Annotated in this window: 26 protein-coding genes and 1 tRNA gene; 13 read left to right on the forward strand and 14 right to left on the reverse strand. The window is 65.9% G+C overall.

Going from position 1 to position 23,569, the window contains the following annotated elements; translation table 11 throughout:
• Positions 1-6: 6 nt before the first annotated feature.
• On the reverse strand, positions 7-663 hold the full coding sequence (locus A5680_RS22965) for an MspA family porin (RefSeq protein ID WP_067823531.1): 657 nt from the start codon (positions 661-663) through the stop codon (positions 7-9).
• 201 nt (positions 664-864) lie between these two features.
• Here A5680_RS22965 and A5680_RS22970 point away from each other — a divergent pair, with 201 nt between their 5' ends.
• Entirely contained in the window at positions 865-1,113 is a 249-nt protein-coding gene (locus A5680_RS22970; protein ID WP_055404805.1) for a hypothetical protein, read from the forward strand.
• 11 nt (positions 1,114-1,124) lie between these two features.
• Here the strand turns inward: A5680_RS22970 and A5680_RS22975 are convergent, their stop codons facing one another.
• Genes A5680_RS22975 through A5680_RS22985 form a run of 3 tightly spaced genes read right to left on the reverse strand, consistent with a single transcriptional unit; the run spans position 1,125 to position 3,371 of the window.
• Positions 1,125-2,084: a phosphotransferase family protein gene (locus A5680_RS22975; protein WP_067823534.1), complete on the reverse strand. Its 960-nt coding sequence runs from the start codon at positions 2,082-2,084 to the stop codon at positions 1,125-1,127.
• Positions 2,085-2,885 carry an SDR family NAD(P)-dependent oxidoreductase gene (locus A5680_RS22980; RefSeq protein ID WP_067823537.1) on the reverse strand — a complete coding sequence of 267 codons (801 nt, stop codon included), beginning with the start codon at positions 2,883-2,885 and terminating at the stop codon, positions 2,085-2,087.
• A gap of 45 nt (positions 2,886-2,930) precedes the next feature.
• Positions 2,931-3,371, reverse strand: a complete 441-nt coding sequence (locus tag A5680_RS22985; protein ID WP_055404808.1) for a DoxX family protein — start codon at positions 3,369-3,371, stop codon at positions 2,931-2,933.
• A gap of 182 nt (positions 3,372-3,553) precedes the next feature.
• On the opposite strand from A5680_RS22985, the gene A5680_RS22990 reads away from it, so the two are divergent.
• From A5680_RS22990 to A5680_RS23020, 8 genes are all read left to right on the forward strand, one after another.
• Positions 3,554-3,877, forward strand: a complete 324-nt coding sequence (locus A5680_RS22990; RefSeq protein WP_082970469.1) for a multidrug efflux SMR transporter — start codon at positions 3,554-3,556, stop codon at positions 3,875-3,877.
• Positions 3,878-4,168: 291 nt separating this feature from the next.
• On the forward strand, positions 4,169-6,604 hold the full coding sequence (locus tag A5680_RS22995) for a glycogen/starch/alpha-glucan phosphorylase (RefSeq protein ID WP_067823682.1): 2,436 nt from the start codon (positions 4,169-4,171) through the stop codon (positions 6,602-6,604).
• A 43-nt stretch (positions 6,605-6,647) separates the two neighbouring features.
• Complete coding sequence (locus A5680_RS23000) at positions 6,648-7,265, forward strand: hypothetical protein (protein WP_055404810.1); 618 nt, start codon at positions 6,648-6,650, stop codon at positions 7,263-7,265.
• A gap of 150 nt (positions 7,266-7,415) precedes the next feature.
• Positions 7,416-8,864: a hypothetical protein gene (locus A5680_RS23005; RefSeq protein WP_067823540.1), complete on the forward strand. Its 1,449-nt coding sequence runs from the start codon at positions 7,416-7,418 to the stop codon at positions 8,862-8,864.
• A 48-nt stretch (positions 8,865-8,912) separates the two neighbouring features.
• Positions 8,913-9,089 carry a hypothetical protein gene (locus A5680_RS26115; protein WP_197281305.1) on the forward strand — a complete coding sequence of 59 codons (177 nt, stop codon included), beginning with the start codon at positions 8,913-8,915 and terminating at the stop codon, positions 9,087-9,089.
• A 15-nt stretch (positions 9,090-9,104) separates the two neighbouring features.
• Positions 9,105-9,530, forward strand: a complete 426-nt coding sequence (locus tag A5680_RS23010; protein WP_067823543.1) for a hypothetical protein — start codon at positions 9,105-9,107, stop codon at positions 9,528-9,530.
• Positions 9,531-9,801: 271 nt separating this feature from the next.
• A complete protein-coding gene (locus A5680_RS23015; protein ID WP_067823687.1) occupies positions 9,802-10,200 on the forward strand; it encodes an MmpS family transport accessory protein in 399 nt (132 codons plus the stop codon).
• Positions 10,197-13,025, forward strand: coding sequence for an RND family transporter (locus A5680_RS23020; protein ID WP_067823546.1), 2,829 nt, complete (start codon positions 10,197-10,199; stop codon positions 13,023-13,025). The genes A5680_RS23015 and A5680_RS23020 overlap by 4 nt, the downstream gene beginning before the upstream one ends.
• Here the strand turns inward: A5680_RS23020 and A5680_RS23025 are convergent.
• From A5680_RS23025 to A5680_RS23035, 3 genes are all read right to left on the reverse strand, one after another.
• Positions 13,022-13,762, reverse strand: a complete 741-nt coding sequence (locus tag A5680_RS23025) for an SDR family NAD(P)-dependent oxidoreductase (protein ID WP_067823549.1) — start codon at positions 13,760-13,762, stop codon at positions 13,022-13,024. The two genes, A5680_RS23020 and A5680_RS23025, sit on opposite strands and share 4 nt — an antisense overlap.
• 14 nt (positions 13,763-13,776) lie before the next feature.
• A complete protein-coding gene (locus A5680_RS23030; protein ID WP_067823553.1) occupies positions 13,777-14,022 on the reverse strand; it encodes a hypothetical protein in 246 nt (81 codons plus the stop codon).
• Between the two features lie 82 nt (positions 14,023-14,104).
• Positions 14,105-14,299: a long chain fatty acid-CoA synthetase Faa4p gene (locus tag A5680_RS23035; RefSeq protein ID WP_067823689.1), complete on the reverse strand. Its 195-nt coding sequence runs from the start codon at positions 14,297-14,299 to the stop codon at positions 14,105-14,107.
• Between the two features lie 246 nt (positions 14,300-14,545).
• On the opposite strand from A5680_RS23035, the gene A5680_RS23040 reads away from it, so the two are divergent.
• Entirely contained in the window at positions 14,546-14,866 is a 321-nt protein-coding gene (locus A5680_RS23040; RefSeq protein WP_067823557.1) for a hypothetical protein, read from the forward strand.
• Positions 14,867-14,870: 4 nt separating this feature from the next.
• On the opposite strand, the gene A5680_RS23045 is transcribed toward A5680_RS23040, so the two are convergent.
• A complete protein-coding gene (locus A5680_RS23045; RefSeq protein WP_055403783.1) occupies positions 14,871-15,362 on the reverse strand; it encodes a MarR family winged helix-turn-helix transcriptional regulator in 492 nt (163 codons plus the stop codon).
• Positions 15,363-15,499: 137 nt separating this feature from the next.
• Here A5680_RS23045 and A5680_RS23050 point away from each other — a divergent pair, with 137 nt between their 5' ends.
• Positions 15,500-16,435, forward strand: coding sequence for an NADP-dependent oxidoreductase (locus A5680_RS23050; RefSeq protein WP_067823560.1), 936 nt, complete (start codon positions 15,500-15,502; stop codon positions 16,433-16,435).
• Between the two features lie 66 nt (positions 16,436-16,501).
• Here A5680_RS23050 and A5680_RS23055 read toward each other — a convergent pair whose 3' ends face one another.
• From A5680_RS23055 to A5680_RS23070, 4 genes are all read right to left on the reverse strand, one after another.
• On the reverse strand, positions 16,502-17,551 hold the full coding sequence (locus A5680_RS23055) for a sensor domain-containing diguanylate cyclase (protein WP_197285994.1): 1,050 nt from the start codon (positions 17,549-17,551) through the stop codon (positions 16,502-16,504).
• Between the two features lie 153 nt (positions 17,552-17,704).
• Positions 17,705-18,928, reverse strand: a complete 1,224-nt coding sequence (locus A5680_RS23060) for an NAD(P)/FAD-dependent oxidoreductase (RefSeq protein WP_067823563.1) — start codon at positions 18,926-18,928, stop codon at positions 17,705-17,707.
• 3 nt (positions 18,929-18,931) lie between these two features.
• A complete protein-coding gene (locus A5680_RS23065) occupies positions 18,932-19,120 on the reverse strand; it encodes a ferredoxin (protein WP_055403779.1) in 189 nt (62 codons plus the stop codon).
• Complete coding sequence (locus tag A5680_RS23070; protein WP_055403778.1) at positions 19,117-20,076, reverse strand: metal-dependent hydrolase; 960 nt, start codon at positions 20,074-20,076, stop codon at positions 19,117-19,119. The genes A5680_RS23065 and A5680_RS23070 overlap by 4 nt, the downstream gene beginning before the upstream one ends.
• Before the next feature lie 277 nt (positions 20,077-20,353).
• Between A5680_RS23070 and A5680_RS23075 the strand changes: the two genes are divergently transcribed.
• Complete coding sequence (locus A5680_RS23075) at positions 20,354-21,163, forward strand: DUF1906 domain-containing protein (RefSeq protein WP_067823567.1); 810 nt, start codon at positions 20,354-20,356, stop codon at positions 21,161-21,163.
• Positions 21,164-21,179: 16 nt separating this feature from the next.
• Here A5680_RS23075 and A5680_RS23080 read toward each other — a convergent pair whose 3' ends face one another.
• On the reverse strand, positions 21,180-21,863 hold the full coding sequence (locus tag A5680_RS23080) for a TetR/AcrR family transcriptional regulator (RefSeq protein ID WP_067823570.1): 684 nt from the start codon (positions 21,861-21,863) through the stop codon (positions 21,180-21,182).
• A gap of 300 nt (positions 21,864-22,163) precedes the next feature.
• Between A5680_RS23080 and A5680_RS23085 the strand changes: the two genes are divergently transcribed.
• Positions 22,164-23,372, forward strand: a complete 1,209-nt coding sequence (locus tag A5680_RS23085) for a cytochrome P450 (protein WP_067823573.1) — start codon at positions 22,164-22,166, stop codon at positions 23,370-23,372.
• A 95-nt stretch (positions 23,373-23,467) separates the two neighbouring features.
• On the opposite strand, the gene A5680_RS23090 is transcribed toward A5680_RS23085, so the two are convergent.
• Positions 23,468-23,543: transfer RNA gene (locus tag A5680_RS23090), tRNA-Ala, on the reverse strand.
• Positions 23,544-23,569 lie beyond the last annotated feature (26 nt).

Genomic DNA, 23,569 nt, shown 5'->3' on the forward strand with positions numbered 1-23,569 from the left:
TTGGCCTCAGACCGATTTGGTGACGCCGACGTAGGACAGCACCACGTCGGACAGATCGGTCATGCGCGTCAGCACCGCGTAGGAGCGGATGAACGACTGGCCCACGCAGCCGTCGATCTTGATGTGGAAGTTGCTGATCATCACCCAGGGATTCGCACCCTTGAAATTCTTCTTGATCACCGGGACCGTGAGGACGAGGCCGGGTTTCATGCCGATGCTCATCACGCCGTTCATCGGAGTCGAAACGAACGGCAGCAGGGGCGGCAATGTTCCGGTGGTGTCGAACGTCGGGCTGACGCCCGGGATGATGCCGGCACCACCTTCCATGATCACGCCGTTGGATGTGCTCATGTCGATCCCGCAGCCGATCTGATAGCCCACCTCCAGGATTCCGTGCGGCTCCTCCGGTCCTTTCAGCGAGCCGACGAAGATGCCACTAGCCATGTATTCGCGCGACGCTATGGAGGTGGTCAGCGGTGCCACCGGCACTTGCATCTCGTCCTTCGCGCCCAGCCCCAGGGTCCAGCCGTCGGGAGTGTTGAGGGTGACGGGGGGGTTCGAGGGCACCGCTCCCCCGGCCGGTGCCGACGCTGCGGCGGCGGGCTCGATCTCGGGACCGTCATCCGGATCGGCGGCCGCCGCGGGAGCCGTGACCACCGACATGACGAGGCAAACAGCGACCACCAGCGCGCGACGAACGACCACGGCTACCGGCCTCACGCACGCCAACGTACGCACCGGCCGTTTCGGGTCGCGAAATTTGCTGGACGGCCGATGGAAGTTGTTGTGTGTTTGTGACTCTTATGCGATATAGGGGCGGAGGTAGAATCGTTCGCAGTTCGGGCAGACGACGAAAGGGCCGCGATGATGCTTCGCAGGTGCGCCGGTCTGCTCGTCGCGGGTTCGCTGCTCGTCGCGGGCCTGACGGTTGGCACCGGTACGGCGCTGGCGTCTCCGGACCCGGGCCAGGTGGACGACATCCCCACGATCGACGAATGGCAGATCCAGTACCCCACCACAATGACCAACCCATACGAAGATTCAGTCGGCTCGTCGGGCGACTGGGGTGGCGTCGGAATGTGGTGCCAGAATCTGCACGCCAACTGCAGCTGATCGGGTGCCCGTCAATCCAGTAGTGACCGCGCCCGATCCAGCAACCGCGGCAGCGTTGCCGCCATCGCTTCCAATTCGGCTCGGGGGGAAGCCCGCCGCCGATTGTGCTTGACGATCAGCGCCCACGTCGCCGCCGACTTGAAGCACGCCAGCGCCCTGAACCAAGCCAGGTCGGTGACGTCGAGGCCCAGCTCGTCTCGGTAGATCCCCGCGAGCTCGGCCACGGGCGGCACCGTGGCCGCCGCAACCGCAACGCGTCGGTACGTGGACGGGTCGCAGTTGATCAGGAACCAGCCCGCGTCGATCCGTGGATCACCGATTGACCAGATCTCCCAGTCGATTACCGCGTTGATGCGGGATCCGGCCGCCACCAGGTTGCCCAGCCGGAAATCACCGTGCACGACGCTCGGACGCATCGCCATTGGCGCGCAACCCAATAACTCGTCACGCACCCGCGGCCAATCCGGCACCAAGGCCGCATCGACGGTCTGCAGCGTTTCCGACCATCGCCGGACTTCGCCGGCCGCATCGATCACCGGCTCACCGGTCAGGCCGAGCTCGTTCGGCCGCAGGCTGTGCAGGGCGGCCATCGCCCGGCACGCGTTGCGGTACCGCTCGGCAAGGTCGGGAGCATCCGCACAGTCGTCGAAAAGCGGCTCGGCACAGTCGCCTTCGACGCGCGACATCACGAACAACGGCGGCGTGTGCGGCGGGGCCCCGGGGTCCTCCCACAGCACCTCGGGCACCGGTACCGCGCTGCCGGCAAGGGCTTTCATGATGCTGGCCTGGCGCAGCACGTCGCGGTGTGCGACCGGTTCGACGCCGGGCGGGGCGACCTTGATCACCACCGGGCGGCCGTCGCGGGTGCCCTGGAACGTCAGGCTGGAGGCGCCCCCCGACAGCGGGGCGACACCGGTGACGCCGGCGCCGGCCAGTCGCCGCCGCAGTTCGTCCGGGTCCAGCTCGGCCATTCAGCCGGCGGGCTTGGTCCACCCGACCTCGGCGAGGAAGGGCTGCGTCTGTGCGATGCGACCGGTCAGGGTTTTCGGATCACCGGTACATAACCGGAACGCGGTCTCGGTGATCAGTTCGATGTCCTCGGTGTCGATCTTCGCCAGGTCGAGCAGTCCCGCCCCGGGCGTGGCCACGGGATTGGTGGGGGCGGCGGCGTTGACGGCGATCCCGTCGTCGTACAGCTCGGCCGCAAGGCTTTTCGTCAACCGGTTGAGCGCGGCCTTGACCGTCCCGTAGACGCCGAAGCCCGCGGTGCGGTCGAATTCGGAGAACGGCGGCCCCGCCGGCAGGTCACCGCCCACGGAGGTCAGATTCAGGATCCAGCCCCTGCCGCGCTCGCGCATGGCGGGGATCGCCAGCTGGCTCAGCTGTAGCGGGCCGAGGACATGCATTTCCAGCATCAGCCGGACCCGCCGTTCGGGGAACCCGTCCAGGGGCCGCAGAAAGGTCACCGCGGCGTTGTTGACCAGGATGTCCGGTGCGCCGACGGCGCTGACCACCTCGGCGAAAAGCCGTTCCCGTTCCTCGGATCGGGAGAGGTCGGCCTGCACCGCGACCGCCTTCCCGCCCGCGGCCACGATCTCGTCCCGGGTTTCGCCGAGTGACCCCTGGTACTTGGGGTCGGGGTCCATCGTGCGGGCGGTCAGCGCCACAGTGGCACCGCGCGCGGCGAGCCGCGCGGCGATCGCCTTGCCCAGTCCGCGGCTGCTGCCGGTGACGAGGGCCACCATCCCGGCGCACCGTTGGTCAGCGCTCATCCTCGACCTCCTACGGAAATGGCTTCTCCGTATCAGAGAATGCCATTATCGCGGGTGCAGGGGAAGCGCGGACCGGCGCAACGCATCCAGCGAATAGCTCCCGCCGCCCGCGAAGACCAGCAGGAAGAAGGCGAAGCAGAACAGGATGGCCAGTGCCCCGCCGTTGCCCGCCGGGGGATCGGCCACGGGCCAGAGCGCTTGCGGTTGATGCATCCAGAAATAGGCCACCGCCATCTGCCCCGACGCCAGGAACGCGGCGGCGCGGGTGAATAGCCCGGCGGCGATGAGCAGGCCCGTGACGATTTCGATCAGCCCGGCGTACCAGCCGGGCCAGGAGCCGAAACCGACATGGACCGGCGATGGGACGGGCCAATCGAACAGGCTCCTCGAGCCGTACGCGGCGAAGAGCAGGCCGTAGACGAACCGGAACGCGCTCAGTACCGCCGGGGTGTGGCGCCCCAGGCGCCGGTCGAAATCCTTTGTCACGGTTCAGAGGTTACGGTCCAGTCCCGGCCAGTCGAGCAGCCGGCGCCGGAGGCGACGCCCGCTCCCCGATCACGTCGCCGACGTCGAACCGCAAACGATGCGCGGGAAACGTCATGCGGCGCAATCCTTCCACGACACCTGCTGTACACAGATACGTGTACTTCCGTCAGCAAGGAGGCGTCTTGACCTATCTGTTTCTGCTCTGCGCCATCTTTGCGGAAGTGATGGCGACCAGCCTGCTCAAGAGCACGGAAGGCTTCACCCGGCTGTGGCCGACCGTGATATGCCTGACCGGCTACGCCGTCTCCTTCGCGCTCTTGGCGCTGGCGATCGCGCGCGGCATGCAGACAGACGTCGCCTACGCGTTGTGGTCGGCGATTGGCACCGCCCTCATCGTGCTCATCGCCGTGCTGTTTCTCGGCTCTCCGGTGTCGCTCACCAAGGTCGTCGGGGTCGGATTGATCATCGCCGGCGTGGTCACCCTGAACCTGTCCGGCGCGCATTGAGGCTGGGCGCGGGCGGCCACCGGCGGGCGCGTCCCGTCGTGACGGCTAGTCCCAACGCCGCTTCGTCGCCCGCTGGTGAGCTTGCGTTTACTCAACAGCCTTCAACTGCGCGCCTGATGTGCAAACATCGCTGCCAGACTTGCGGTCTCTCACCCCGAACAATCGGTGCGGTGCCGCGGCAGCTCCGAGGGAGTAGGACTCACCATGACCGATGTCGAGCAGACCCCCTCCGACGGAATCTCGCCCGGCACCCCCACGCGGGCAGACCTCGTCGAGCATTCCCGCACCGGGATGAGCGCGGCCGCGTTGCAGCGGGCCATCAACGATCATCTGCGCTACTCGATCGGGCGCCCGGCCGCGGCCCGGCGGCCCGAGCACTACTACCGGGCCCTCGCGCTGGCGGTGCGCGACCGCATGCAGGACCGCCGGGTGGTATCGACGCAGACCTCGCTCGACCTCGGCCGCAAGGTGACCTGTTACCTGTCCGCGGAATTCCTGATGGGCCCGCAACTGGGCAACAACCTGTTGAACCTCGGCATGGAGCGCGCGGCCCGCGACGCGCTGGCGGCGATGGGCCAGAATCTGGACACCGTCCTGGCGTGTGAGGAGGAGCCCGGACTGGGCAACGGCGGCCTCGGCCGGCTGGCCGCGTGCTATCTCGACTCGCTGGCCACCCTGGAGCGGCCGGCGATCGGGTACGGAATCCGCTACGAGTTCGGCATCTTCGACCAGGAGATCCACGACGGCTGGCAGGTCGAGCAGACCGACAACTGGCTGGACCACGGAAACCCTTGGGAGATAGCCAAACCCGACGTCAACTACTTGGTGAAGTGGGGCGGGTACGCCGCCCACTACACCGACGAGGCCGGCCACGACCGAGTCCGGTGGGTGCCGGGCCGGGCGCTCAAGGGCGTCGCCTACGACACGCCCATCCAGGGTTACGGCGTGAACACCTGCAACGTACTGACGTTGTGGAGCGCGCGCGCCGTCAAGTCCTTCGCGTTGGAAGCCTTCAACACCGGCGACTACTACGGGGCGGTCGAAGACGAGGTCATGTCGGAAACCGTCACCAAGGTGCTCTATCCCAACGACGAGCCGGAGGCGGGCAAACAGCTGCGCCTGCTGCAGCAGTACTTCTTCGTGTCCTGCTCCCTGCAGCATGTGCTGCACATCATGGACGACCTCGCCGACGTCTCCGTCAAGGAGCTTCCGCAGCGGTTTGCCGTGCAGCTCAACGACACCCATCCCTCGATCGGTGTCGCCGAGCTCATGCGGCTGCTGGTCGACGAGCGCCAGCTGGACTGGGACGAGGCGTGGGAGATCACGGTCGCGACGTTCGGCTACACCAACCACACCCTGCTGCCCGAGGCGCTGGAGACCTGGCCCCTCGAGCTGTTCGCGGAATCGCTACCGCGCCACCTCGAGATCATCTACGAGATCAACCGCCGGTTCCTCGACGAGGTGCGCGCCCGGTTCCCCGGTGACGAGGAGCGCGTCAGCCGGATGTCGCTCATCGGCGAGAACGGCGGCAAGTTCGTCCGAATGGCGCACCTGGCCACCGTGGGCAGCCACGCCATCAACGGTGTGGCCGCACTGCACTCGGAACTCCTGAAAAGCAGTGTGCTCAAGGACTTCTACGAGATGTGGCCGGAGCGGTTCAGCAACAAGACCAACGGCGTGACCCCGCGCCGCTTCCTGGCGCTTGCCAATCCGGGGCTCCGCGAACTGCTGGACCGCACCGTCGGTGACGGCTGGCTGACCGACCTCGGGCGCCTGCGCGGCCTGGAGCCGTTCGTCGAGGACGCCTCCTTCCGCCGGGAGTGGCGCGACATCAAGCGCAACAACAAAGCGCGCCTGGCTCGTTACATCGGCTCGGTGGCCGGCGTCGAGCTCAACCCGGACTGGATGTTCGACGTCCAGGTCAAGCGCATCCACGAGTACAAGCGGCAGCACCTGAACGTATTGCACATCGTGGCGCTTTATCACCGGCTCAAACAAAACCCCGGCCTGTCGATTCCGCAGCGCGCCTTCATCTTCGGCGGCAAGGCCGCTCCGGGCTACTTCCTCGCGAAGCGAATCATCAAGCTGATCAACGCCGTTGGTGAGACGGTCAACGCCGACCCGGACGTCAACCGGGTCCTCAAGGTGGCGTTCGTACCGAACTTCAATGTGCAGAACGCCCACATGATCTACCCGGCAGCCGATCTGTCCGAACAGATCTCGACCGCGGGCAAGGAGGCGTCCGGCACCGGGAACATGAAGTTCATGATCAACGGCGCCCTGACCGTCGGCACCCTTGACGGCGCCAACGTCGAGATGCGCGACGAGGTGGGGTCGGAGAACTTCTTCTTGTTCGGCCTGACCGAGCAGGAGGTGCAGGCGGTCAAGGCGGCCGGGTACCGGCCGGCGGACTACATCGACGGCAACGAGGAACTGGCCGCGGTGCTGGATCTGATTGCCGGCGGCACATTTTCGCGCGGTGACACCGAGGTGTTCCGGCCGCTGGTGGACAACCTGCGCCACGACGACCCGTTCCTGGTGTGCGCCGACTACGCGTCCTACGTGAACTGCCAGGAGCGGGTGAGCGCCGCGTGGCAGGACAGGGAGTCGTGGACGAGGATGTCCATCCTGAACACCGCTCGCAGCGGCAAGTTCTCGTCGGACCGGGCCATCACCGAGTATTGCGACGACATCTGGAACGTGTGGCCGCTGACCGTCAAGATCTGAGAAATCGGCTGATAATCGCCGCGCCCGGGCCTAGGCTCTCGCCATGCCAATCCTCGGCAATGCCACGGTCGTCCTCGCGCGCGTGACCCGGGCGGTATCCAACGCCCTGCGGGTGGAGCTCGCCACCCCGGAAGGCACCGAACTCGGGCGCGCCCAGCAGAAGGGCGGCGCCGCGGTGCTATTGGGCTTCAAGAACGGGGGAAAGAGCGAGTACACGCTGTCCGCAGCCACCGGTGACGAACTCAAGATCGCGGTGGCCGCAACCACAACCATCACCAACGGGAACACGCCGGTGGGCAAGATCGTCCCCGCCGACGGCGCCGCACGCCTGGAAGACGGTGGCGGCACCGTGCTCGCTGTGGTGGAGCCGCACACCGGACACAAGGCCGACAACGCCTGGCATCATCGCCTGTTGTCGCCGTCCGGCGAGGCGCTCGGCGTCCTCACCCTGATGACCGTTCACACCGGATGGAGCGACGTGGCATCCGATGCGATCCAGTTGCTGACCAACTACAACGTCGCCACCCTGAAGGCACCATCGGCCGGCGCGATGCTCACACTGGCCGCGCCGGTCCATCCGATCCTGGGCGACGTCTTGGCCGCCGCCTGTGTGGATTTCTCGGTGCTCCCCCGCGGATACCTCGCGCCCGTCAAGGCCTAGCTGCAGCCGGGGAAATCCGGCACGCCGCCGGCGGTCAACCACCCGCCGACGTCGACGACGGGCGTCGCCCCGGTGACATACGTGCGCCGGCAGTGGACGTTTTCGGAGTCCACCGCAAGGATCGACGTAACGACCCCTGGCAGGAGGAAAGTGACCCTACGAATTCGCGGTCTCGTTATCGCCCCGCTGATCCTGGCGCTGACGATGCTGCTCGCGCCGCCCGCGTCGGCCGACACCTACACCGATCAGCTGGTGAACAAGTTCAACGCCCAGACGCACGTGGTGGCCGACCCGGCGGCGAATCCGCCGCTGCAGAACCCCGACCGGCTGAACGACCAGATTTTCGCCAGCCGGTGGACGTGGAGTTCCCGGCCGCCGATCTGGGTGGCCGCGGTGGCGCCGAACCAGACCGGTGTGACCACGCCGGACGCCATCCACAAAGTCATCCTCGGTCGCGATGCCTCGTTCAGCGGGATCATCCTGGTCATCGACTCCAAGGGCTACCACGTGCGCGCCTACAACGTGCCACGGGTGATCGCGGACAACGTCGACCCGATGCTCAGCCAGTCGGCCACCGACCACCGAAACGACCCGTACGGCGCGACCAGTCAATTCGTCAGCAGGTTGGCCAGCGTGGATGTGCCCGCCGGTGCGCATACGACGACCTCACCGGCGACGCAGGCCGAGCCGAACCGCTGGGCGTGGCTGTGGACCATGCTGGCGTTCATCGCCGTGGCCTTGAGCGTGGCCGGCTTGATCTGGTTCGCGGTCAGCCGAAACAGTAAGCGGCGCAAGGACGCACAGGCGCGCGAGCAAGTCAAGCAGGAGTTGATCCGGGCCACGGCGGATGTCGGCGACCTGGACAACGCGGTGCTGACCGACGACGAAACGGACGTCAGCGCCGAGTCGACCAAGGCCAACGCCAGCCTGTATGACGCCCGACAGGCTTATGAAAAGGGCGACTACGGCGCGGCGCGGGCACACCTGTGGGTGGTGGAGTCGACGGTGGCCAAAGCCAACCAAAAGCTCGGGCGACCCAACACTTCCGCCGTGCGCTCGGTGCCGGCGGACGACCGCAAGCAGGCCTCGGTGCGGACGAAGGACCCGAGCACCGGTGAGTACGTGACGATCAACAACAACAACTACAGCACCACCCCGCAGCCGGGTTACCCGCACTATTACGGCGGTGGCTACTACAACGGGATGTTCTTCTACCCCGGGTATTACCCCTACGCGTTCTGGGGCCCGGGTTGGGGCTGGGCGCTCACCGACGTCCTGCTGATGGATGCGCTGCTGGACAACCACTGGGGTGGGAGCTACGAGAGCGGCTTCGAGGCCGGCCGGGACTCGGCTTACGCCGACGCCAACTTCGACGGCGGCCAAAGCGCCGGTTACGACAGCCAGCAAGCCGACGTCGGGTTCAACGACGCCTCGTACTCCGGCGGTGGCGACGTGGGCTTCGGCGGCGGCTGGGACTCCGGGGGCGGCGACGTGGGCTTCGGCGGCGGCTGGGATTCCGGCGGCGGCTCGGACTTCGGCGGCGGATCCGACTTCGGTGGCGGCTCGGATTCCGGCGGCGGCGGCGACTTCGGGTTCTGACATCCCGGCGCCGCGCCGGCCCGTCGACCGAGAAGTAAGGTTCTGCCAATGAGAACGGACCGGATCAACCGCGGCATCCTGCTCGCCATGGTGGTGATCGGGGCGATCGCCTACGGATTGCTCTACAGCCACGCCTCGGCCGTCTTCAAGGTTTTGGTGCCGGTCGGCCTCGCATTCCTCGTCGGGCTGGTCCTCCGCGACGTGGTCAACGGGCGGAAACGGTGACTGTGGGGGTGGATTGTGACTGAGGGACTATTCGGTCTGCTGACCGTCGTCGCCCTGGCGCTGGCGTTGGCGCTGGCCGCCATCGCCGCCGTGTTCGTGCGCAGGCTGGAGAGGCGACCACCGACTCCGATGAGCGAAGAGATCGGAAGCGCCAGAACGGTTGTGCGCAAGTTGCGCAAACGCGAACCGATGTCGGCGGAGGAGTTGGCTTACGCGCGGCAGGTGGTCGCCGACCGTGGCTCGTTCATGGCGCTCTGCCTGCCCGGCGCGTTGTTCATGCTCGGCTGCTTTTACGTCTTCGGCAGCCTCTACCACCTGCATGGGGCCACGCCGTCGGAGCGCACGTTCCTCGGCGTCATCCCGATGCTGACCTCGACGAACCTCGCTCTGCGGATCCTCAGCAGCGCGAGGTTGAAGCGGCGCCTGAAAGCGATCTCCTGATTCGTTCGTTGTGCGTCCGCGCGACATCGCGCGAGTGCACGGCCGCGTTCCTTCGCGCTGCCGACAGGGCCGGCAGATGATAGTTTCCGCACACCGGTTGTTCGCGCCGCCGCCCGGTGCTGATAGTGTCTGGGGGTTGCTTATATCAAGCAGCCTGATATAAGCGCCGGGGCGGTCGGGGACGAGGCGAGAACGCGAGTCAGGAGGGATTCGGGGAGTTGAACGAGTGAGCCCTCGCTCAGTCAGCAGGGCTGTCTTGGGACGGGCCTGGATGCCGCTGGTCGCCGTTGTCGCGGTCGGGGTCGGGCTGCTGTGCATGTACAAGGTGCACCAGTTCTCGGAACCCGAGCCGGTCATCACCGTCAATGGCCCGCAGGCGCCCGAACAGTTCAACGTCAAACGGATCACCTACGAGGTGTTCGGCAACGCCGGCAACGGCGGGAAGCTCGTCTACATCGACATCGACGGTCATCCACATCAGGTCGATTTTACGACGCTGCCGTGGTCGCACACCGAGACCACGACGCTCTCGGTCGCGTCCGGCAGCATCTCGGTTCACGTTCGCAGCGGTCAGGTCAGTTGCCGGATGCTGGTGGACGGCGTGGTCCGCGACCAACAGTCCGACGACCATCAGGACGCCGATGTCGAGTGCAGGGTGAAGTCGGCATGACCGAGCATCGCCTCGACGCGCCCAGGGTCAAACGCCCTTTCGTGCCCAGGATGGTCCGGGCCTTCGCGATACCGATCATCTTGTTCTGGGGCCTGCTCGCGGTCACCACGAACACCTTTATGCCCCAAGTGGAGCGGGTCGCCGAAGAGCTCGCCGGACCGATGGTCCCGCACTACGCGCCCTCACAGCGGGCGCTGCTGCACATCGGCGAGAAGTTCCGCGAGTCCAACTCCACCAACTTGACCATGGTGGTGTTCGAGGCGAACCGTCCGCTGGGCGACGCGGACCACCGTTACTACGACGACCTGATGCGCCGCCTTCAGAACGACACCAGGCACGTGCAATACGTGATGGACCTGTGGGGCAAGCCGTTCACCGCCGCGGGGGCGCAAAGCGTGGACGGCAAGTGCACCTACGTGCTCCTTCGTCTCGCCGGCGACATCGGCCAGATACAGGCCAATCAATCCGTGGACGCCGTCCGCGACATCATCAAGAAGGACACGCCACCACCGGGCCTCAAGGTCTACGTGAGCGGCGCGGCTCCCCTGGCCTCCGACACGCTCGCCATCGCCAATGCCAGCCTGAACAACGTCACGATCGTCACAATCATCCTCATCGTGGTGATGCTGTTGCTGGTCTACCGCACCCCGTCCACCCTGCTGGTCCCCTTGCTCGGCGTGCTCATCGAGATGCTCGTCGCGAAGGGCATCGTCTCGACGCTCGGGCATTACGGGTACATCGAACTGTCGTCATTCGCCGTGAACATCGTGATCGCGCTGACATTGGGAGCCGGAACGGATTACGGCATCTTCCTGATGGGCCGATATCACGAGGCGCGCCAGGCGGGTGAAAGCCGCGAGGACAGTTTCTACATCGCGTACAAGGGCGTCGCGCCCATCATCATCGGCTCCGGCCTCACGATCGCCGGCGCGTGTTACTGCTTGACGTTCGCGCGGTTGAATTACTTCCACACCATGGGGCCCGCCGTCGCGATCACCATGCTGTTCACCATCGCGGCGGCGATGACGCTGGGACCGGCGGTGCTGACCGTCGGCAGCCTGTTCGGGATGTTCGACCCGAGGACCGTCACCCATGGACGTCTCTATCGGCGCATCGGAGCGAGCGTGGTGCGCTGGCCGGTGCCGATCCTGGTGGCCAGTTCCGCCATCGTCATGATCGGGGCGATCTTCGTTCCCACCTACCGGCAGAACTATGACGACAGGCAATATCAACCGGCCAGTGCGCCGGCCAATCTCGGTTTCCAAGCCGCGGATCGACACTTCCCCAAGAGCAAGCTCTTCTCGGAGATGCTCATGGTCGAAACCGATCACGACATGCGCAACTCGGCCGATTTCATTTCGCTGGACCGGGTCGCCAAGGCGCTGATCCGCCTGCACGGCGTGGCGATGGTGCAGGGCATGACACGACCCCTGGGCCGCGCGCTCGAACACGCCAGCCTCCCATACCTTTTCACCACGCAGGGCAGCGGCAACGGACAACAACTCCCGTTCAGCAGGGAGCAGAACTCCAACACCGACGCGCAGGCCGAGATCCAGGCGCACTCGGTTGAGGTGTTGCGCAAGGAGGTCGGCTTCTTCCAGAAGGTGTCCGACGAACTGCACCAAACGGTCCTGACCGTCGAAGACCTGCAACGGGTCAGCGACGACATCCGCGACGAGGTCTCCAACGTCGACGACTTCTTCCGTCCGATCAAGAGCTACTTCTATTGGGAGAGGCACTGTTTCGACATCCCCATTTGCTGGACGTTCCGTTCGCTGTTCGAGACCATCGACCAGATCGACAAACTGGCCGACGACATCGCGGACGCGAAGGTGTCCCTCCAAGAGGTGGACAAGACCTTCCCGCAGATCATCGCGCAGCTGAAGGCGACCGCCGACGACACCGAGGCGCTGCAGTCGAAGCTGGTCAACAGCTACGGGTCGGCGGATCTGCAAACCGTGCAAACCGAGCAGACTTTCGACGACCTGATCAACGTCGGAAACGACTTCGACAGGTCTCGCAGCGACGACTTCTTCTACATCCCGCACGAGGGTTTCGACAACGAGGACGTCAAGGCGGGGATGAAGCTGATGATGTCGCCGGACGGCAAGGCGGCGCGGTTCATTGTCACCCACGAGGGCGACGCCATGGGCCCCGAAGGCGTGGAGCACGTCGAGCAGTTCCCCGAGGCGATCAAAACGATCCTGAAAGAGACCTCGTTGGCGGGCGCCAGAATCTACATCGGCGGTTCGGGGTCCAACGACAAGGACATCAAGCAATACGCGATGTCCGACCTCATGATCGCGGCGATCGCCGCCTTCGTGCTCATCTTCTTGATCATGATGTTCATCACCCGAAGTCTGGTGGCGGCCTTGGTGATTCCGGGCACCGTGGCCTTCTCCTACGCCGGGGCCTTCGGGCTGTCCATACTCGTGTGGCAACACCTCATCGGACTGCACCTGCATTGGCTGGTGCTACCCCTGACCTTCATCATCCTGGTGGCGGTCGGATCGGACTACAACCTGCTCCTGATCAACCGGGTCAAGGAGGAACTGCACGGTGGAATCCACACCGGTCTGATCCGGGCCCTCGGCAGCACGGGCGGCGTGGTGACCTCGGCCGGCCTGGTTTTCGCCTTCACGATGCTGGCGATGCTCACCAGCGATCTGCGCACCATCGGTCAGGTGGGTTCGACCGTGTGTATCGGCCTGTTGCTCGACACGCTGATCGTGCGTTCGTTCGTCGTGCCCTGCATCCTGCGGATCCTCGGGCCGTGGTTCTGGTGGCCGACGTTGGTGCGCACCCGCCCGGTGGCGGCGGGCTAGCCGGCGCCCTTGCCGTTGTCGACGCGATAGACGGCGCCGTGGACGGCCACCGCGGCGTCGCTGGCCAAAAAGGCGATCACGTTCGCCACGTCGATGGGCTGCATCATGCCGCGCGGCGAGGCGGTGCGCATGATCAGGTCGTAATTCGGATCGTCGGGCGCGCTGAAATGTTCGATTTGCGGCGTGAGCATGCCACCCGGGCATATCGCGTTGACGCGCAAGCGATCCGCGGTGTACTCGACGGCCAGGGCGCGGGTGAGCCCGATCAGCCCATGCTTGGCGGCGCAGTAACCGGCCGAGTACGCCTGGCCCTCGACGCCGGCAATGGAACTGACGTTGACGATGTTGCCGCCGCGTTCGAGCAGCCGCGGCAGCGCGGCCCGGCAGAGGTAAAACGGGCCGTTCAGGTTGACCGCGAGGTCTTGGTCCCAGTCGTCGTCGGTCATCGACTCCGTCCTGCGCATCTGGTGCCGGCCGGCGATGTTGACAAGCACGTCCAGCCCACCCGTCTCGCGCACGCACTGCTCGACGGCGTCCCGGCAGGCCTGCGCCGAGGCGACGTCCACCGAGGCATACGAACCGCCGGGGACGTCGGCGAAAACCTCGGCCAAGCGCGCCGTATCCCGGGCGATGCCGAAAACCGTTGCGCCCTGGCGGGAAAACAGCCGGGCCGTCTCGGCGCCAAGGCCCGACGACGCTCCGGTCACCAACGCGACCTTGCCCCGCAGTGCTGACATGGTTGTCCTTGCGCTCAGTAGGAACGGATCCGCGCAACGCTACCGCGGAGCAACCCGAGCGGAACGCCAAACCTCGGCCCCCACATGGTCATCGCGCGGCGCGCGGTGAGCAGGACGAGCAGGCTGAACGCCAGCCTGCCGAGGGCGATTCGGCTCGTTCGGCTCTTCCAGCTTGGCGGCGTCGATTCCGCGCGTCGGCCGAAGTAGTAACCGACACCCATCGCCATCGCGAGGGCCGCGATGGCCGCAAGCACCGTCATGATGATGAGGGTTTCGCGTCATCGTCGCGGCGAGGTCACGCGCGAGACACACCTTGGCCACTACGGGCCGGCAGGTGAGGCGCTAGCCGACCTCGCTTGCGACGTACACGGCCACGTAACCGATCGGAATCCCGGTCCAGGTGGCGATGCATTCGCGTGCGGCCATTTCCACCGCGCTCCGGCGGAAGGTGCGGGTGACCCTGCCGATCTCGGGAATCCGAATGGTCCACCCATCGGCGTCGCGAGTGACCTCGACATCGAAGCACTGGCCGACCATTGGGCATTTCACGCGAGGCACGACCCGCGACGAGCGGGTGCTGCGCAGCGATTGTCGGCGCAGCAGGGTGGGCTGAATGGGCATGGCTGCTTTCGGAGAGTCGCAATCAGAACCGCGGGCAAGAGTAATGCGCATTCAGAGGAAAACCTAATCGGCTGGGCAGCCGGCGTGAGGTTGAGGCACAGTCTCCACCGAGTCGTTGCCGGGACTTAATCTCGAGTTCGAGTCCGACCGAAGGAACGAACGATGCGACTGGTCCAGGCGGCCGCGATTGCCCTGCCCGCGTTGATCGTCGGCTGTTTTGCCGGGTCGCCGGCGCACGCGGACGGCGGCTATGGGCCCGGGTCCTACGCGGTGCCCGCGCAACTCCCCTACGGCATCTACGTCGCCCACGCCGAGCCGGGCGACTACCGAGCGGCCTGTGTCTTCACCACATGGACCAGCGATGGCCGGATGATCAACTCCGACAGCGGGATTGAGACGACCCAGGTGACGGCGAATCTCACGGCGCCCGCGGTGGCGAAGTTCATCACGCACGGCTGCACGCCGTGGACGAAGCTGCGGTGAACCCTCATGACGCGGTGCGGCGCTTGCGCGAGGCGGCCGAGCGCGCCGGCCGGGCCCGCATGTGATCGCGGGCGCGGCTCATGATGTCGCCGAGCTCGTCGACGTCCTCGCCAGAGAGCGCATCGAACAGCATGTCGCGGACGACGTCGATGTGGCCCGGCAGCACTTTCGCAAGCCGCGCGTGGCCCTTCTCGGTGCTGCGCACGACCGTGGCGCGCTGGTCGTCGGCGCTGGCTTCGCGGATGATCAGCCCCGCCCGCTCCAGCAGACCGGCCTGGTGGGTGAGGCCGCTGCGGCTGTAGACCACACCGTCGGCGAGCTCGGTCATGGTGAGCGGGCGGTCGGCATCGGCGAGCTTGGCCAGGATCTCGAACTGCACGTAGCTGAGGTCCCCCTCGGCCCGTAGCTGGCGCTGCACGGCGTACTGCAGCAGGCTGACCGCCTCCATCAGGGCGAAGTACGCGCGCATCTGCTGAGGCTTCAGGGGCGGGGCCATGCCGCCATCGTAATGCTTCGAACTTGAAGCAATGTGGCGATCGTCACCCGGCGTTCCCGGAATCGCTTCGAGTTCGAAGCAAGTTGTACGGGGCGTAACTGCTTCGAAGTTGAAGCACCTAGGAAACGGAGAAGACCATGAAGGCTGTGCAATACCACCGTTACGGCGGCAGCGAGGTTCTGCAATACGAAGAGGTTGAGCGGCCGGTGCCCGGCCCCGGCCAGGTCCTGGTGCGGGTGGCCGCGACCTCGTTCAACCCGGTCGATGCCGGCATCCGGGGCGGCTACCTGTCCGAGGTGTACGCGATTTCCTTCCCCCACACACCGGGCGTCGACGTCGCGGGCACCATCGCCGAGCTCGGCGAGGGGGTAACCGGCTGGAAGATCGGCGACGCCGTGGTGGGCATGCTTCCGCTGGACCGCCCGGGCGCCGCCGCCGAGTACGCGCTCGCCCCGGCCGAGGTGCTGACGGCCGCGCCCGACTCGGTGCCGCTGGCCGATTCAGCCGCGCTGCCGACCGTCGGATTGACGGCGTGGCAGGCTCTGTTCGAGGTCGCCGGCCTGAAGGCGGGTCAGTCCGTTCTGGTCAACGGTGCCGGCGGAGCGGTCGGCGGCTACGCGGTCCAGCTCGCCAAGCGGGCCGGGGCCGTCGTCACCGCGACCGCGTCGGCGCGCAGCGCTGCCCGGCTGCGCCGCTACGAGGCCGACCGGATCATCGACTACATCGACTACACGGCCGCCCCGCTCGCGGTCGCCGGGCAACCGTTCGATGTGGTGCTGAACCTGGTCAGCACGTCACCGGAGCAGACCGCGGCCCTGGTCGGCCTGGTCGCCGACGGCGGGTTTTACGTCGGCACGATGACGTCCGGCGAGGAGGACCCGGCACGGCGGGTGCACGCGCAGCGGGTGTTCGTCCGCAGCGACGCCGCGCAGCTGGCCGAACTGGTCAACCAGGTCGACGCCGGAAAGCTGGTGATCGACGTTGCCGATCGCCGACCGCTGACCGACGCGGCCGCGGTGCACGATGACTCCGACGCCAATCGTCTGCGGGGAAAGACGATTCTGGTTCCATGAGTCTCGGCCGATAGACGTGGCCCCCCGGTGATTTGCCGGCGGGCCACGTCTATCGGGACTGCGGGGCTATCCGCCGCAGGACTCGACTTCCTTCGGCCGCCGCACCACCCGCTGGCGCGCGGGCCTGCCGGCGCCGAGGTCAATGCCCTGCGGCTCCACCCGGTTTCGTCCGTTGGACTTGGCGCGATACAGCGCCTGGTCGGCACGGCTGACCAGCCCGTCGATCGGGTCGCTCGCGGCGCCGATCGCGTAGCCGACGCTGCACGTCAACGCGATCGAGTGTTGGTCGAACTCAACCGGCGACTCGGCCTGTGCAGCTCGAATCCGCTCCGCGATGCCCGCCACGTCCCCGGTTTCGGCGTCGGCCATGAGCACGAGGAACTCCTCGCCGCCGATCCGCCCGACGGCGTCCACCGACCTGATCGATGCCCGCAACCGCTGCGCGCATTCGCGCAACACCTCGTCGCCCGCTGGGTGCCCATAGGTGTCGTTGATCTTCTTGAAGTGGTCGATGTCGACGAGCAGGGCCGCCAGTTGCGCGGGGCCGCCGGCCTTCAGCCGCTCGGTCTCGGCGATCTCGAAGATGGCCCGCCGGTTCCAAAGCCGGGTCAGCACATCGACATTCGCCTTCATCTTGAGCTCGTCGTTGGCGCGGGCGAGCGCCAGTTGCGTCTCCGACATCCGAGCGACCTGCAGCTCCTGCTGGGCCATCGCGGCAAGGTCGCGCAGCGAGCGGTCCTCGTCGTCGTCGAAATCGCGCGGCTTGGTGTCCCCGATGCAGAACATGCCGACGCGCTCCCCCTCGAACCTCAACGGCACACCGGCGTAGAAGACCCAGGTGTTCGCGAAGCCGCTGTCGTGCACCCTCGGGTCGGTGCGCGCGTCGCGGACGATGAAGGTTTCGTCGCTGAGCACGGCGTGGTGGCAGTAGGAGTCACACCGCAATCCCTCGACTCCGTCGAACCCCTGCGCGCTCTTCAGCCAGGCCAATTTTTCGCCGACGATGTCGATGACCGCCATCGGAACGTCGAACAGGCGCCGGGCCAATCGCGTGAGCTTGTCGAAGCGCTCTTCCGCGGGTGTCCCCAGCAAGCCGACGCGCCGCACCGCGGCCATGCGCTGATCCTCGGCCGGTGCATATGGCGCTTCGGGCATTTGTCGTCCAGTTAACGTCGCTGACGGAGGGTCAGAGCATTGTAGGACGCTGGCGGCATGCCGACGCAACGCTCGGGTCGGGAAATCTACCCGGGCGGCGAATGCCGGGGTTCGCTAATCCGCTCGGCTCGGCGGGAATTCGGCCCGCTTCTCGATGGTCTCGCGATACGCATGCACCCGGCCCGCGATCGTCGCTAGCACCGCGATGGTGCGACCGTTACGCCCGTACGCGGCGACGAACTCCCAGGTGTCCGGATGGCCTTCGACGATCTCGACGGCATCGTAATCCGTTGGCACGCCCAGCATTTGCAGCTTGACGTCGTATTGATCGGACCAGAAGTACGGCAGTTCGGCGTGGAGCTCGGCGGGTTCGGGGCCCGCCAGCAATGTCCGCGCCGCGGTCGCACCCTGACGGCCCGCGTCCTCCCAGTGCTCGGTGCGCAGGTGCCTTTCGTACAGGGGGTGCCACCAGCGCGCGACGTCACCTGCCGCAACCACAGGGGCGTCCGAGGTGCTGCCCTCCGCGACACCGCCGGCGTCGCAGATCACCCCGTCGTCGACACGCACTCCGGAGCCGTCCAGCCAGTCGGTCGCCGGGGTGACCCCGAGTCCGACGATGACCAGGTCGGCCGGAACCTGCGAGCCGTCGGTGAGCCGAACACCTTTCACCCGGCCGTTGCCCACGAATCCGTCGACGCCCACGCCCACCCGCAGGTCCACGCCATGCTGACGATGCAAATCGGCCCAGCGTGACGCCAGCTCCTTACCCAACGCGGAAAGCAATGGGCTGTCGGCTTTTTCGACCAGCGTGACGTCCAGGCCCATCAACCGACAACTCGCGGCGACCTCGGCGCCGATGAACCCGCCCCCGACCACCACGACCCGAGGGCGCGAAGCCAACCGTTCCCGGATGGCCAGGCAGTCTTCGACCGTGCGCAGCAATAGCACCCCTTCCGGAACCGGGCCGCCCGGCCACTCGCGCGGGACCGCCCCGGTGGCCACCACGAGTCCGTCGAACGGCAGGGGCAGGTCCTGGCCGTCGTCATGCACGTGGACGACGCGCGACGACAGGTCCAACTTGAGCGCCGCCGCGCCGCGGAGCACACGCGCACCAATATCGAATTGCGGTGCCAGGTCGACACCGGCCCGGTGCACGTGGCCGGTGAGAAACTTCTTCGACAGCGGCGGCCGATGGTAAGGCGCCTGCCGCTCGGCGCCCACGATGGTCAGGGCGCCGTCATAGCCCTCGTGCCGCAGCGCCTCCGCCGCGCGCGTGCCCGCCACACCGGCACCGACAACGACGATCTCTTTCAGGTTCCCCAGCTGCCTAGTCGGCATCGATCAGTCCTCCACCGTGATCGCCTGTGTCGGACAGGACACCTCGGCGCCGATCAACTGCTGGCGCAGCTCTTCGGGCGCGTCCTCCTGCAGCACGTGGAGCCCGTCCTCTCGCACGTCGAACACCTCGTGGCAGATGCTCATGCACACGCCATTGCCATCACAGGTGTCGAGATCGACCGAAACCTTCATCGCGCCACCGCCTTTCGCGCTCCGTTGCCCTCGATCCCTTGCGTTTGATCCGGCGACTTCCCTTGGGAGCGTGCCCGCTCCCGGGCGGCCTTCGCCACCGGGGAATAGTTCAGGTAGTCGACAGCCATCTGTGTTGACCCCTCGTCGTTCGGATGGTGGCTGGGCCGCATGTACCGGACGGGCGTCGTCACGAGCAGCTTCCACGGGCCCGGTATCCGGTACTCGCGGGCGGCCGACAGCCAGTCCCTAAAACGCCACTTCTGATCGATGGTCGGGTCCTGGGCCATCAGGTAACGAGCCCCCGCGACCCACCAACCGATGAACAGCGGCGAGACGAACAACATCGAGAACGCCCTGATGAAGTAGTTCCCCGAGACGTGTTGGTAGACGTCGTACACCAGCGAGCGGTGCTCGACCTCCTCGGCCCCGTGCCAGCGCAGCAGGTCGAGCATCATGGGGTCGGCCTTCGCGTAGTCCAGACCTCGGTTGGTCAGCACCCATTGGCCCAGCATCGCTGTGTAGTGTTCCAGCGCGGCCACGTCGGCCAGGCGCCGATACAGCCACCACCGCTTCATGGCCGGCGGAAACCACTTGGGCGGGTCCCCCAGGGTCATTGACAACAATCTCCCGAGCCGGTCCGTGTACGGCTTGGTTTCGATGCCCTGTTCGGCTAAGTGGTCCAGTACCACCTGGTGCGCCCACGCATGCCAGGACTCCTGCTGGATGAACGGCTTGATCGCGGCCTCCAACTCCGGATCGTCGACCAGCGACGACGCCTCGAGGACGGCCTTGATGAAGTGCCGCTCGCCCTCGGGCAGCAGCAGATGCAGGACGTTGATCATGTGCGTCGAAAACGGGTCGTCGGGCACCCAGTGCAACGGCGTCTCCGACCAGTCGAACCGGACCATCCGGCGGTAGAGGGGATGTCCCTCGTGGTGAAGTTGGACCTCGGGCATCGAAAGCTTCCTCCCGAATTGGCTGCGAACAATCGTTCACTCGGCCGCGTACCCACACCGGTGGCCGGTTATGCGTACCGCCGGTACGAGGATTCTGAGAGTTCGCTGCCTAGTCGCGGAGGTCCGCGACCGGCCCGTTGTCGGCGCTGATAGGTCGGGATCGCACGTCACCGGCGCTTCCAGTCATGACTCGACACGATCAACCGCAGACACCGATTTGATATCGACTACTACGCGCCACTTATGTCGACAAAAGTCACAAAATTAACATCACGCGATGCAGGATTCGTCGGCGAATGTGCGGCCGTCGCGCGCCATTTCCCGGCGCGACCTGTTGCGTTACGCCGTTGCCATTTCTGCACTGCCGGGGTTGTACGCGGCCTCGACGAGTGTCGCCGGCGCCGTCCCTGCTCCGCCCCCTGCCACTCCTCGACTGATCGACTTCGCGATGCGCCAAATTCCTGCGGACCAGATTCGAGCCGCCGGTTACGCCGGGGTGATCAACTACGTCTCGCTGTCGCGCCCCGGCTCGTCCATGGGCGCCAAGCCGATCACGCGGCCCTACGCCGAGCAGCTGACCGCCGCCGGGCTGATGATCGTAAGCAATTACCAATACGGCAAGCCGGGCGGGACGGCACCATCGGACTTCAGGCGCGGGTTCGAGGGCGGCGTTGCGGACGCTCGCACCGCCTGGCAGCTGCACACCGCGGCCGGTGGCGGTCAGAGCGCCCCGATCTTCTTCAGCGTCGACGAGGACATCAACCACGACACCTGGAACAACTTGGCGCTCAAGTGGTTTCGCGGAATCAATTCGGTGCTGGGAGTGCAGCGCACCGGCGTCTACGGCGGAATCGACGTGTGCCAATGGGCCGCCGCCGACGGCGTCATCGGAAATTCGGGCACCCCCGGCCACCGGTGGGCCTGGCAGACCAAGGCCTGGTCGCGCGGCCAGGTCGACCGCACCGCCGTTCTCTACCAACGCGTGGTGAGCACGCCATCGAATCCGGGCCCGGTGGTCGGGGGGCTCCAAGTCGACGTCAACGACGTCCTTGCCGCGGACTGCGGCCAGTGGAACCTGCATCGGTGAACTTGACGCGCTCGCGTCACGCCAGTTTGACCGATCCGCGAGCGCTGGGAGCCAGTTGGCCGGCCTGCGTGAGAGCGGTTAGTGCATCGATGTCACGGGTCAGCTGGTGGTAGAGGACTGCCGGTCCGAGCCATCTGCCCACGAGACTGCGGAGTGCCACGGGGTTGAGCGGCCGCGCGGGAGGATCGAGCAGAACCGACTGCAGTGTGCGTACAGCGAGTTCGATGAGGTCGTCGATCGCGGCGTCGTCGAAACCGTGGCCTGCCCAGTCGACGTCATATCGTCGGAACATCTCTCGTCCCAGGCCAAACGCCGCGCCGGCGGTCAACGAGGCCGACGTGCCACCCGGTAGCCGTGCGTCTAGGACGCGTGCCATCAGGGGGTCGTCGGCGAACTCCTCGGCCGCGAATGCTACGCCCTCGACGACGGCAGCCGCCGGATTTGTCCACCCCCGCAGGTGAGCGGCCAAACGATCGAGAAAGCCGTTAGCCGAACGCATCTGGCTGCCGACCACAAGCGCGTCAGCCCCAGGAAAGTAACGGTAAATGGTCTGGCGGCTCACTCCCAGAACGCGGGCCAGGTCGCTGACGCGGATGGCCGATCCGCCTTCGGCAACCAAGGAGTCAACCGCGTCCAAAATCCTGTTGACGGCTTCCTCGTCGGAGGCCGGCGTGCGGCCCGACCATCCATGGCTACGCATGGACAGGGCTCATCATCGTGCTCCAGTTCCGTTCGACGTGACAACGTGAAGCTAAAAGTATTGCGAGTTGAAGCCAAGGTCAACGGACATCCTCCGCTTCACACATGCCAGACCGTACGAAATCGATAGGAACAGCGTGCGACTGCCCGCAGTACCCCGCCCCCTCACCACACCGCGTGAATCCGCAATAGTCAACGATGACGCAACATATTGGTCTGATTTGTCTTGTCAGTCGGCGCTAGGTCTGCTGTGATACCTCAAGGAATCGCGGCAGGTTCCACTGCTCCAGGAGGAAGGGCCATGGCCGTAAGTGAGGTCAGCGACATTCGGTACGACCCCTACGATGTGGAACTTCTGGCCGATCCCTACCCGGCGTTCCGGCGGCTGCGCGAGGAGTCGCCGCTGTACTACAACGAGCCGTACGATTTCTACGCGCTCAGTCGTTTCGACGACGTGAGCCGCGCGCTCGTCGACACCGGTACCTTCAGTTCATCGCGCGGAATGATCCTCGAAGTGATCAAGGCCAACATCGAGATACCGTCTGGCATCATCGTTTTCGAAGACCCACCGGTTCACGACATTCACCGAAAGCTGCTCGCGCGGGTATTCACCCCTCGCAAAGTCGCAGCACTCGAGGGCAAAATTCGAGCGTTTTGCGCACAATGTCTCGATCCCCTTGTCGGCACTGGACGATTCGACTTTATTGCCGATCTCGGCGCCCAAATGCCGATGAGGGTCATCGGGATGCTGGTCGGCATCCCCGAGCAGGACCAAGAACGCGTCCGGGATCGCTCGAACGCGTCGTTGCTCACCGAGGCCGGCCAACCCATGACCCTGGCCAAGGGCATCAACCCCGACGAGGCCTACGACGAGGTGTTCGCCGCTTATCTCGACTGGCGCGTCGAACACCCCTCCGACGACATCATGACCGAGCTCCTCAACGTCGAATTCGAGGACGAGACAGGGCTTCGCCGAAAGCTGACCCGCGACGAAATCCTGCTCTATATCGGGCTCATCGCTGCCGCGGGCAACGAGACCACCACCCGACTCCTCGGCTGGGCAGGAAAGGTTCTCGCCGACCATCCCGACCAGCGGCGCGAAATCGCTGCGAATCACCAGTTGATTCCACAGACGGTCGAGGAGCTGCTGCGCTACGAACCCCCGGTACCGCACCTCGCCCGCTACGTCACTCGCGATACCGAGTGGTACGGCCACACGGTGCCCGAGGGCAGCGTCATGATGCCGCTTATCGCCTCGGCCTGCCGTGACCACCGCCAATTCCCGCCCGACGGAGATCGATTCGACATCCATCGCCGGCCGCGTCAGCATCTGGCGTTCAGCGTGGGAGCTCACTTTTGCCTTGGAGCAGCGCTTGCGAGGCTGGAGGCACGGGTGGCGCTCGAGGAAATCCTCAAGCGCTTCCCCGAATGGGACATCGACACCGACAACGCACACCTATCGTCCGCCTCGGCTGTCCGAGGCTGGGAATCGATGCCCGCGTTCGTCTAGCTCAGACGCCGTGGCTGGATCAGGAGCAGAATCTGGTGGTCGTCACAATTGCCGTCAAACGGTGTGCAGATACGTTCGCAAGAGAGACTTTTGCCTGGTGGAGCTAAGGGGACTCGAACCCCTGACCCCCACACTGCCAGTGTGGTGCGCTACCAGCTGCGCCATAGCCCCAAGTCGTGCCAATCGAAGCTACACCA

This window comes from Mycobacterium sp. E2989 (assembly GCF_001667595.1).
Lineage (GTDB): Bacteria > Actinomycetota > Actinomycetes > Mycobacteriales > Mycobacteriaceae > Mycobacterium.

What these genes read in the sequence shown, in the direction of transcription:
- A5680_RS22965 (WP_067823531.1), bottom strand. Translation starts at nt 663, where the DNA reads ATGTCGGTGGTCACGGCTCCCGCGGCGGCCGCCGATCCGGATGACGGT.
- A5680_RS22970 (WP_055404805.1), top strand. Translation starts at nt 865, where the DNA reads ATGATGCTTCGCAGGTGCGCCGGTCTGCTCGTCGCGGGTTCGCTGCTC.
- A5680_RS22975 (WP_067823534.1), bottom strand. Translation starts at nt 2,084, where the DNA reads ATGGCCGAGCTGGACCCGGACGAACTGCGGCGGCGACTGGCCGGCGCC.
- A5680_RS22980 (WP_067823537.1), bottom strand. Translation starts at nt 2,885, where the DNA reads ATGAGCGCTGACCAACGGTGCGCCGGGATGGTGGCCCTCGTCACCGGC.
- A5680_RS22995 (WP_067823682.1), top strand. Translation starts at nt 4,169, where the DNA reads ATGAGCGCGGCCGCGTTGCAGCGGGCCATCAACGATCATCTGCGCTAC.
- A5680_RS23000 (WP_055404810.1), top strand. Translation starts at nt 6,648, where the DNA reads ATGCCAATCCTCGGCAATGCCACGGTCGTCCTCGCGCGCGTGACCCGG.
- A5680_RS26115 (WP_197281305.1), top strand. Translation starts at nt 8,913, where the DNA reads ATGAGAACGGACCGGATCAACCGCGGCATCCTGCTCGCCATGGTGGTG.
- A5680_RS23015 (WP_067823687.1), top strand. Translation starts at nt 9,802, where the DNA reads ATGCCGCTGGTCGCCGTTGTCGCGGTCGGGGTCGGGCTGCTGTGCATG.
- A5680_RS23020 (WP_067823546.1), top strand. Translation starts at nt 10,197, where the DNA reads ATGACCGAGCATCGCCTCGACGCGCCCAGGGTCAAACGCCCTTTCGTG.
- A5680_RS23025 (WP_067823549.1), bottom strand. Translation starts at nt 13,762, where the DNA reads ATGTCAGCACTGCGGGGCAAGGTCGCGTTGGTGACCGGAGCGTCGTCG.
- A5680_RS23030 (WP_067823553.1), bottom strand. Translation starts at nt 14,022, where the DNA reads ATGACGGTGCTTGCGGCCATCGCGGCCCTCGCGATGGCGATGGGTGTC.
- A5680_RS23035 (WP_067823689.1), bottom strand. Translation starts at nt 14,299, where the DNA reads ATGGTCGGCCAGTGCTTCGATGTCGAGGTCACTCGCGACGCCGATGGG.
- A5680_RS23040 (WP_067823557.1), top strand. Translation starts at nt 14,546, where the DNA reads ATGCGACTGGTCCAGGCGGCCGCGATTGCCCTGCCCGCGTTGATCGTC.
- A5680_RS23045 (WP_055403783.1), bottom strand. Translation starts at nt 15,362, where the DNA reads ATGGCCCCGCCCCTGAAGCCTCAGCAGATGCGCGCGTACTTCGCCCTG.
- A5680_RS23050 (WP_067823560.1), top strand. Translation starts at nt 15,500, where the DNA reads ATGAAGGCTGTGCAATACCACCGTTACGGCGGCAGCGAGGTTCTGCAA.
- A5680_RS23055 (WP_197285994.1), bottom strand. Translation starts at nt 17,551, where the DNA reads ATGGCCGCGGTGCGGCGCGTCGGCTTGCTGGGGACACCCGCGGAAGAG.
- A5680_RS23060 (WP_067823563.1), bottom strand. Translation starts at nt 18,928, where the DNA reads ATGCCGACTAGGCAGCTGGGGAACCTGAAAGAGATCGTCGTTGTCGGT.
- A5680_RS23065 (WP_055403779.1), bottom strand. Translation starts at nt 19,120, where the DNA reads ATGAAGGTTTCGGTCGATCTCGACACCTGTGATGGCAATGGCGTGTGC.
- A5680_RS23070 (WP_055403778.1), bottom strand. Translation starts at nt 20,076, where the DNA reads ATGCCCGAGGTCCAACTTCACCACGAGGGACATCCCCTCTACCGCCGG.
- A5680_RS23075 (WP_067823567.1), top strand. Translation starts at nt 20,354, where the DNA reads ATGCAGGATTCGTCGGCGAATGTGCGGCCGTCGCGCGCCATTTCCCGG.
- A5680_RS23080 (WP_067823570.1), bottom strand. Translation starts at nt 21,863, where the DNA reads ATGCGTAGCCATGGATGGTCGGGCCGCACGCCGGCCTCCGACGAGGAA.
- A5680_RS23085 (WP_067823573.1), top strand. Translation starts at nt 22,164, where the DNA reads ATGGCCGTAAGTGAGGTCAGCGACATTCGGTACGACCCCTACGATGTG.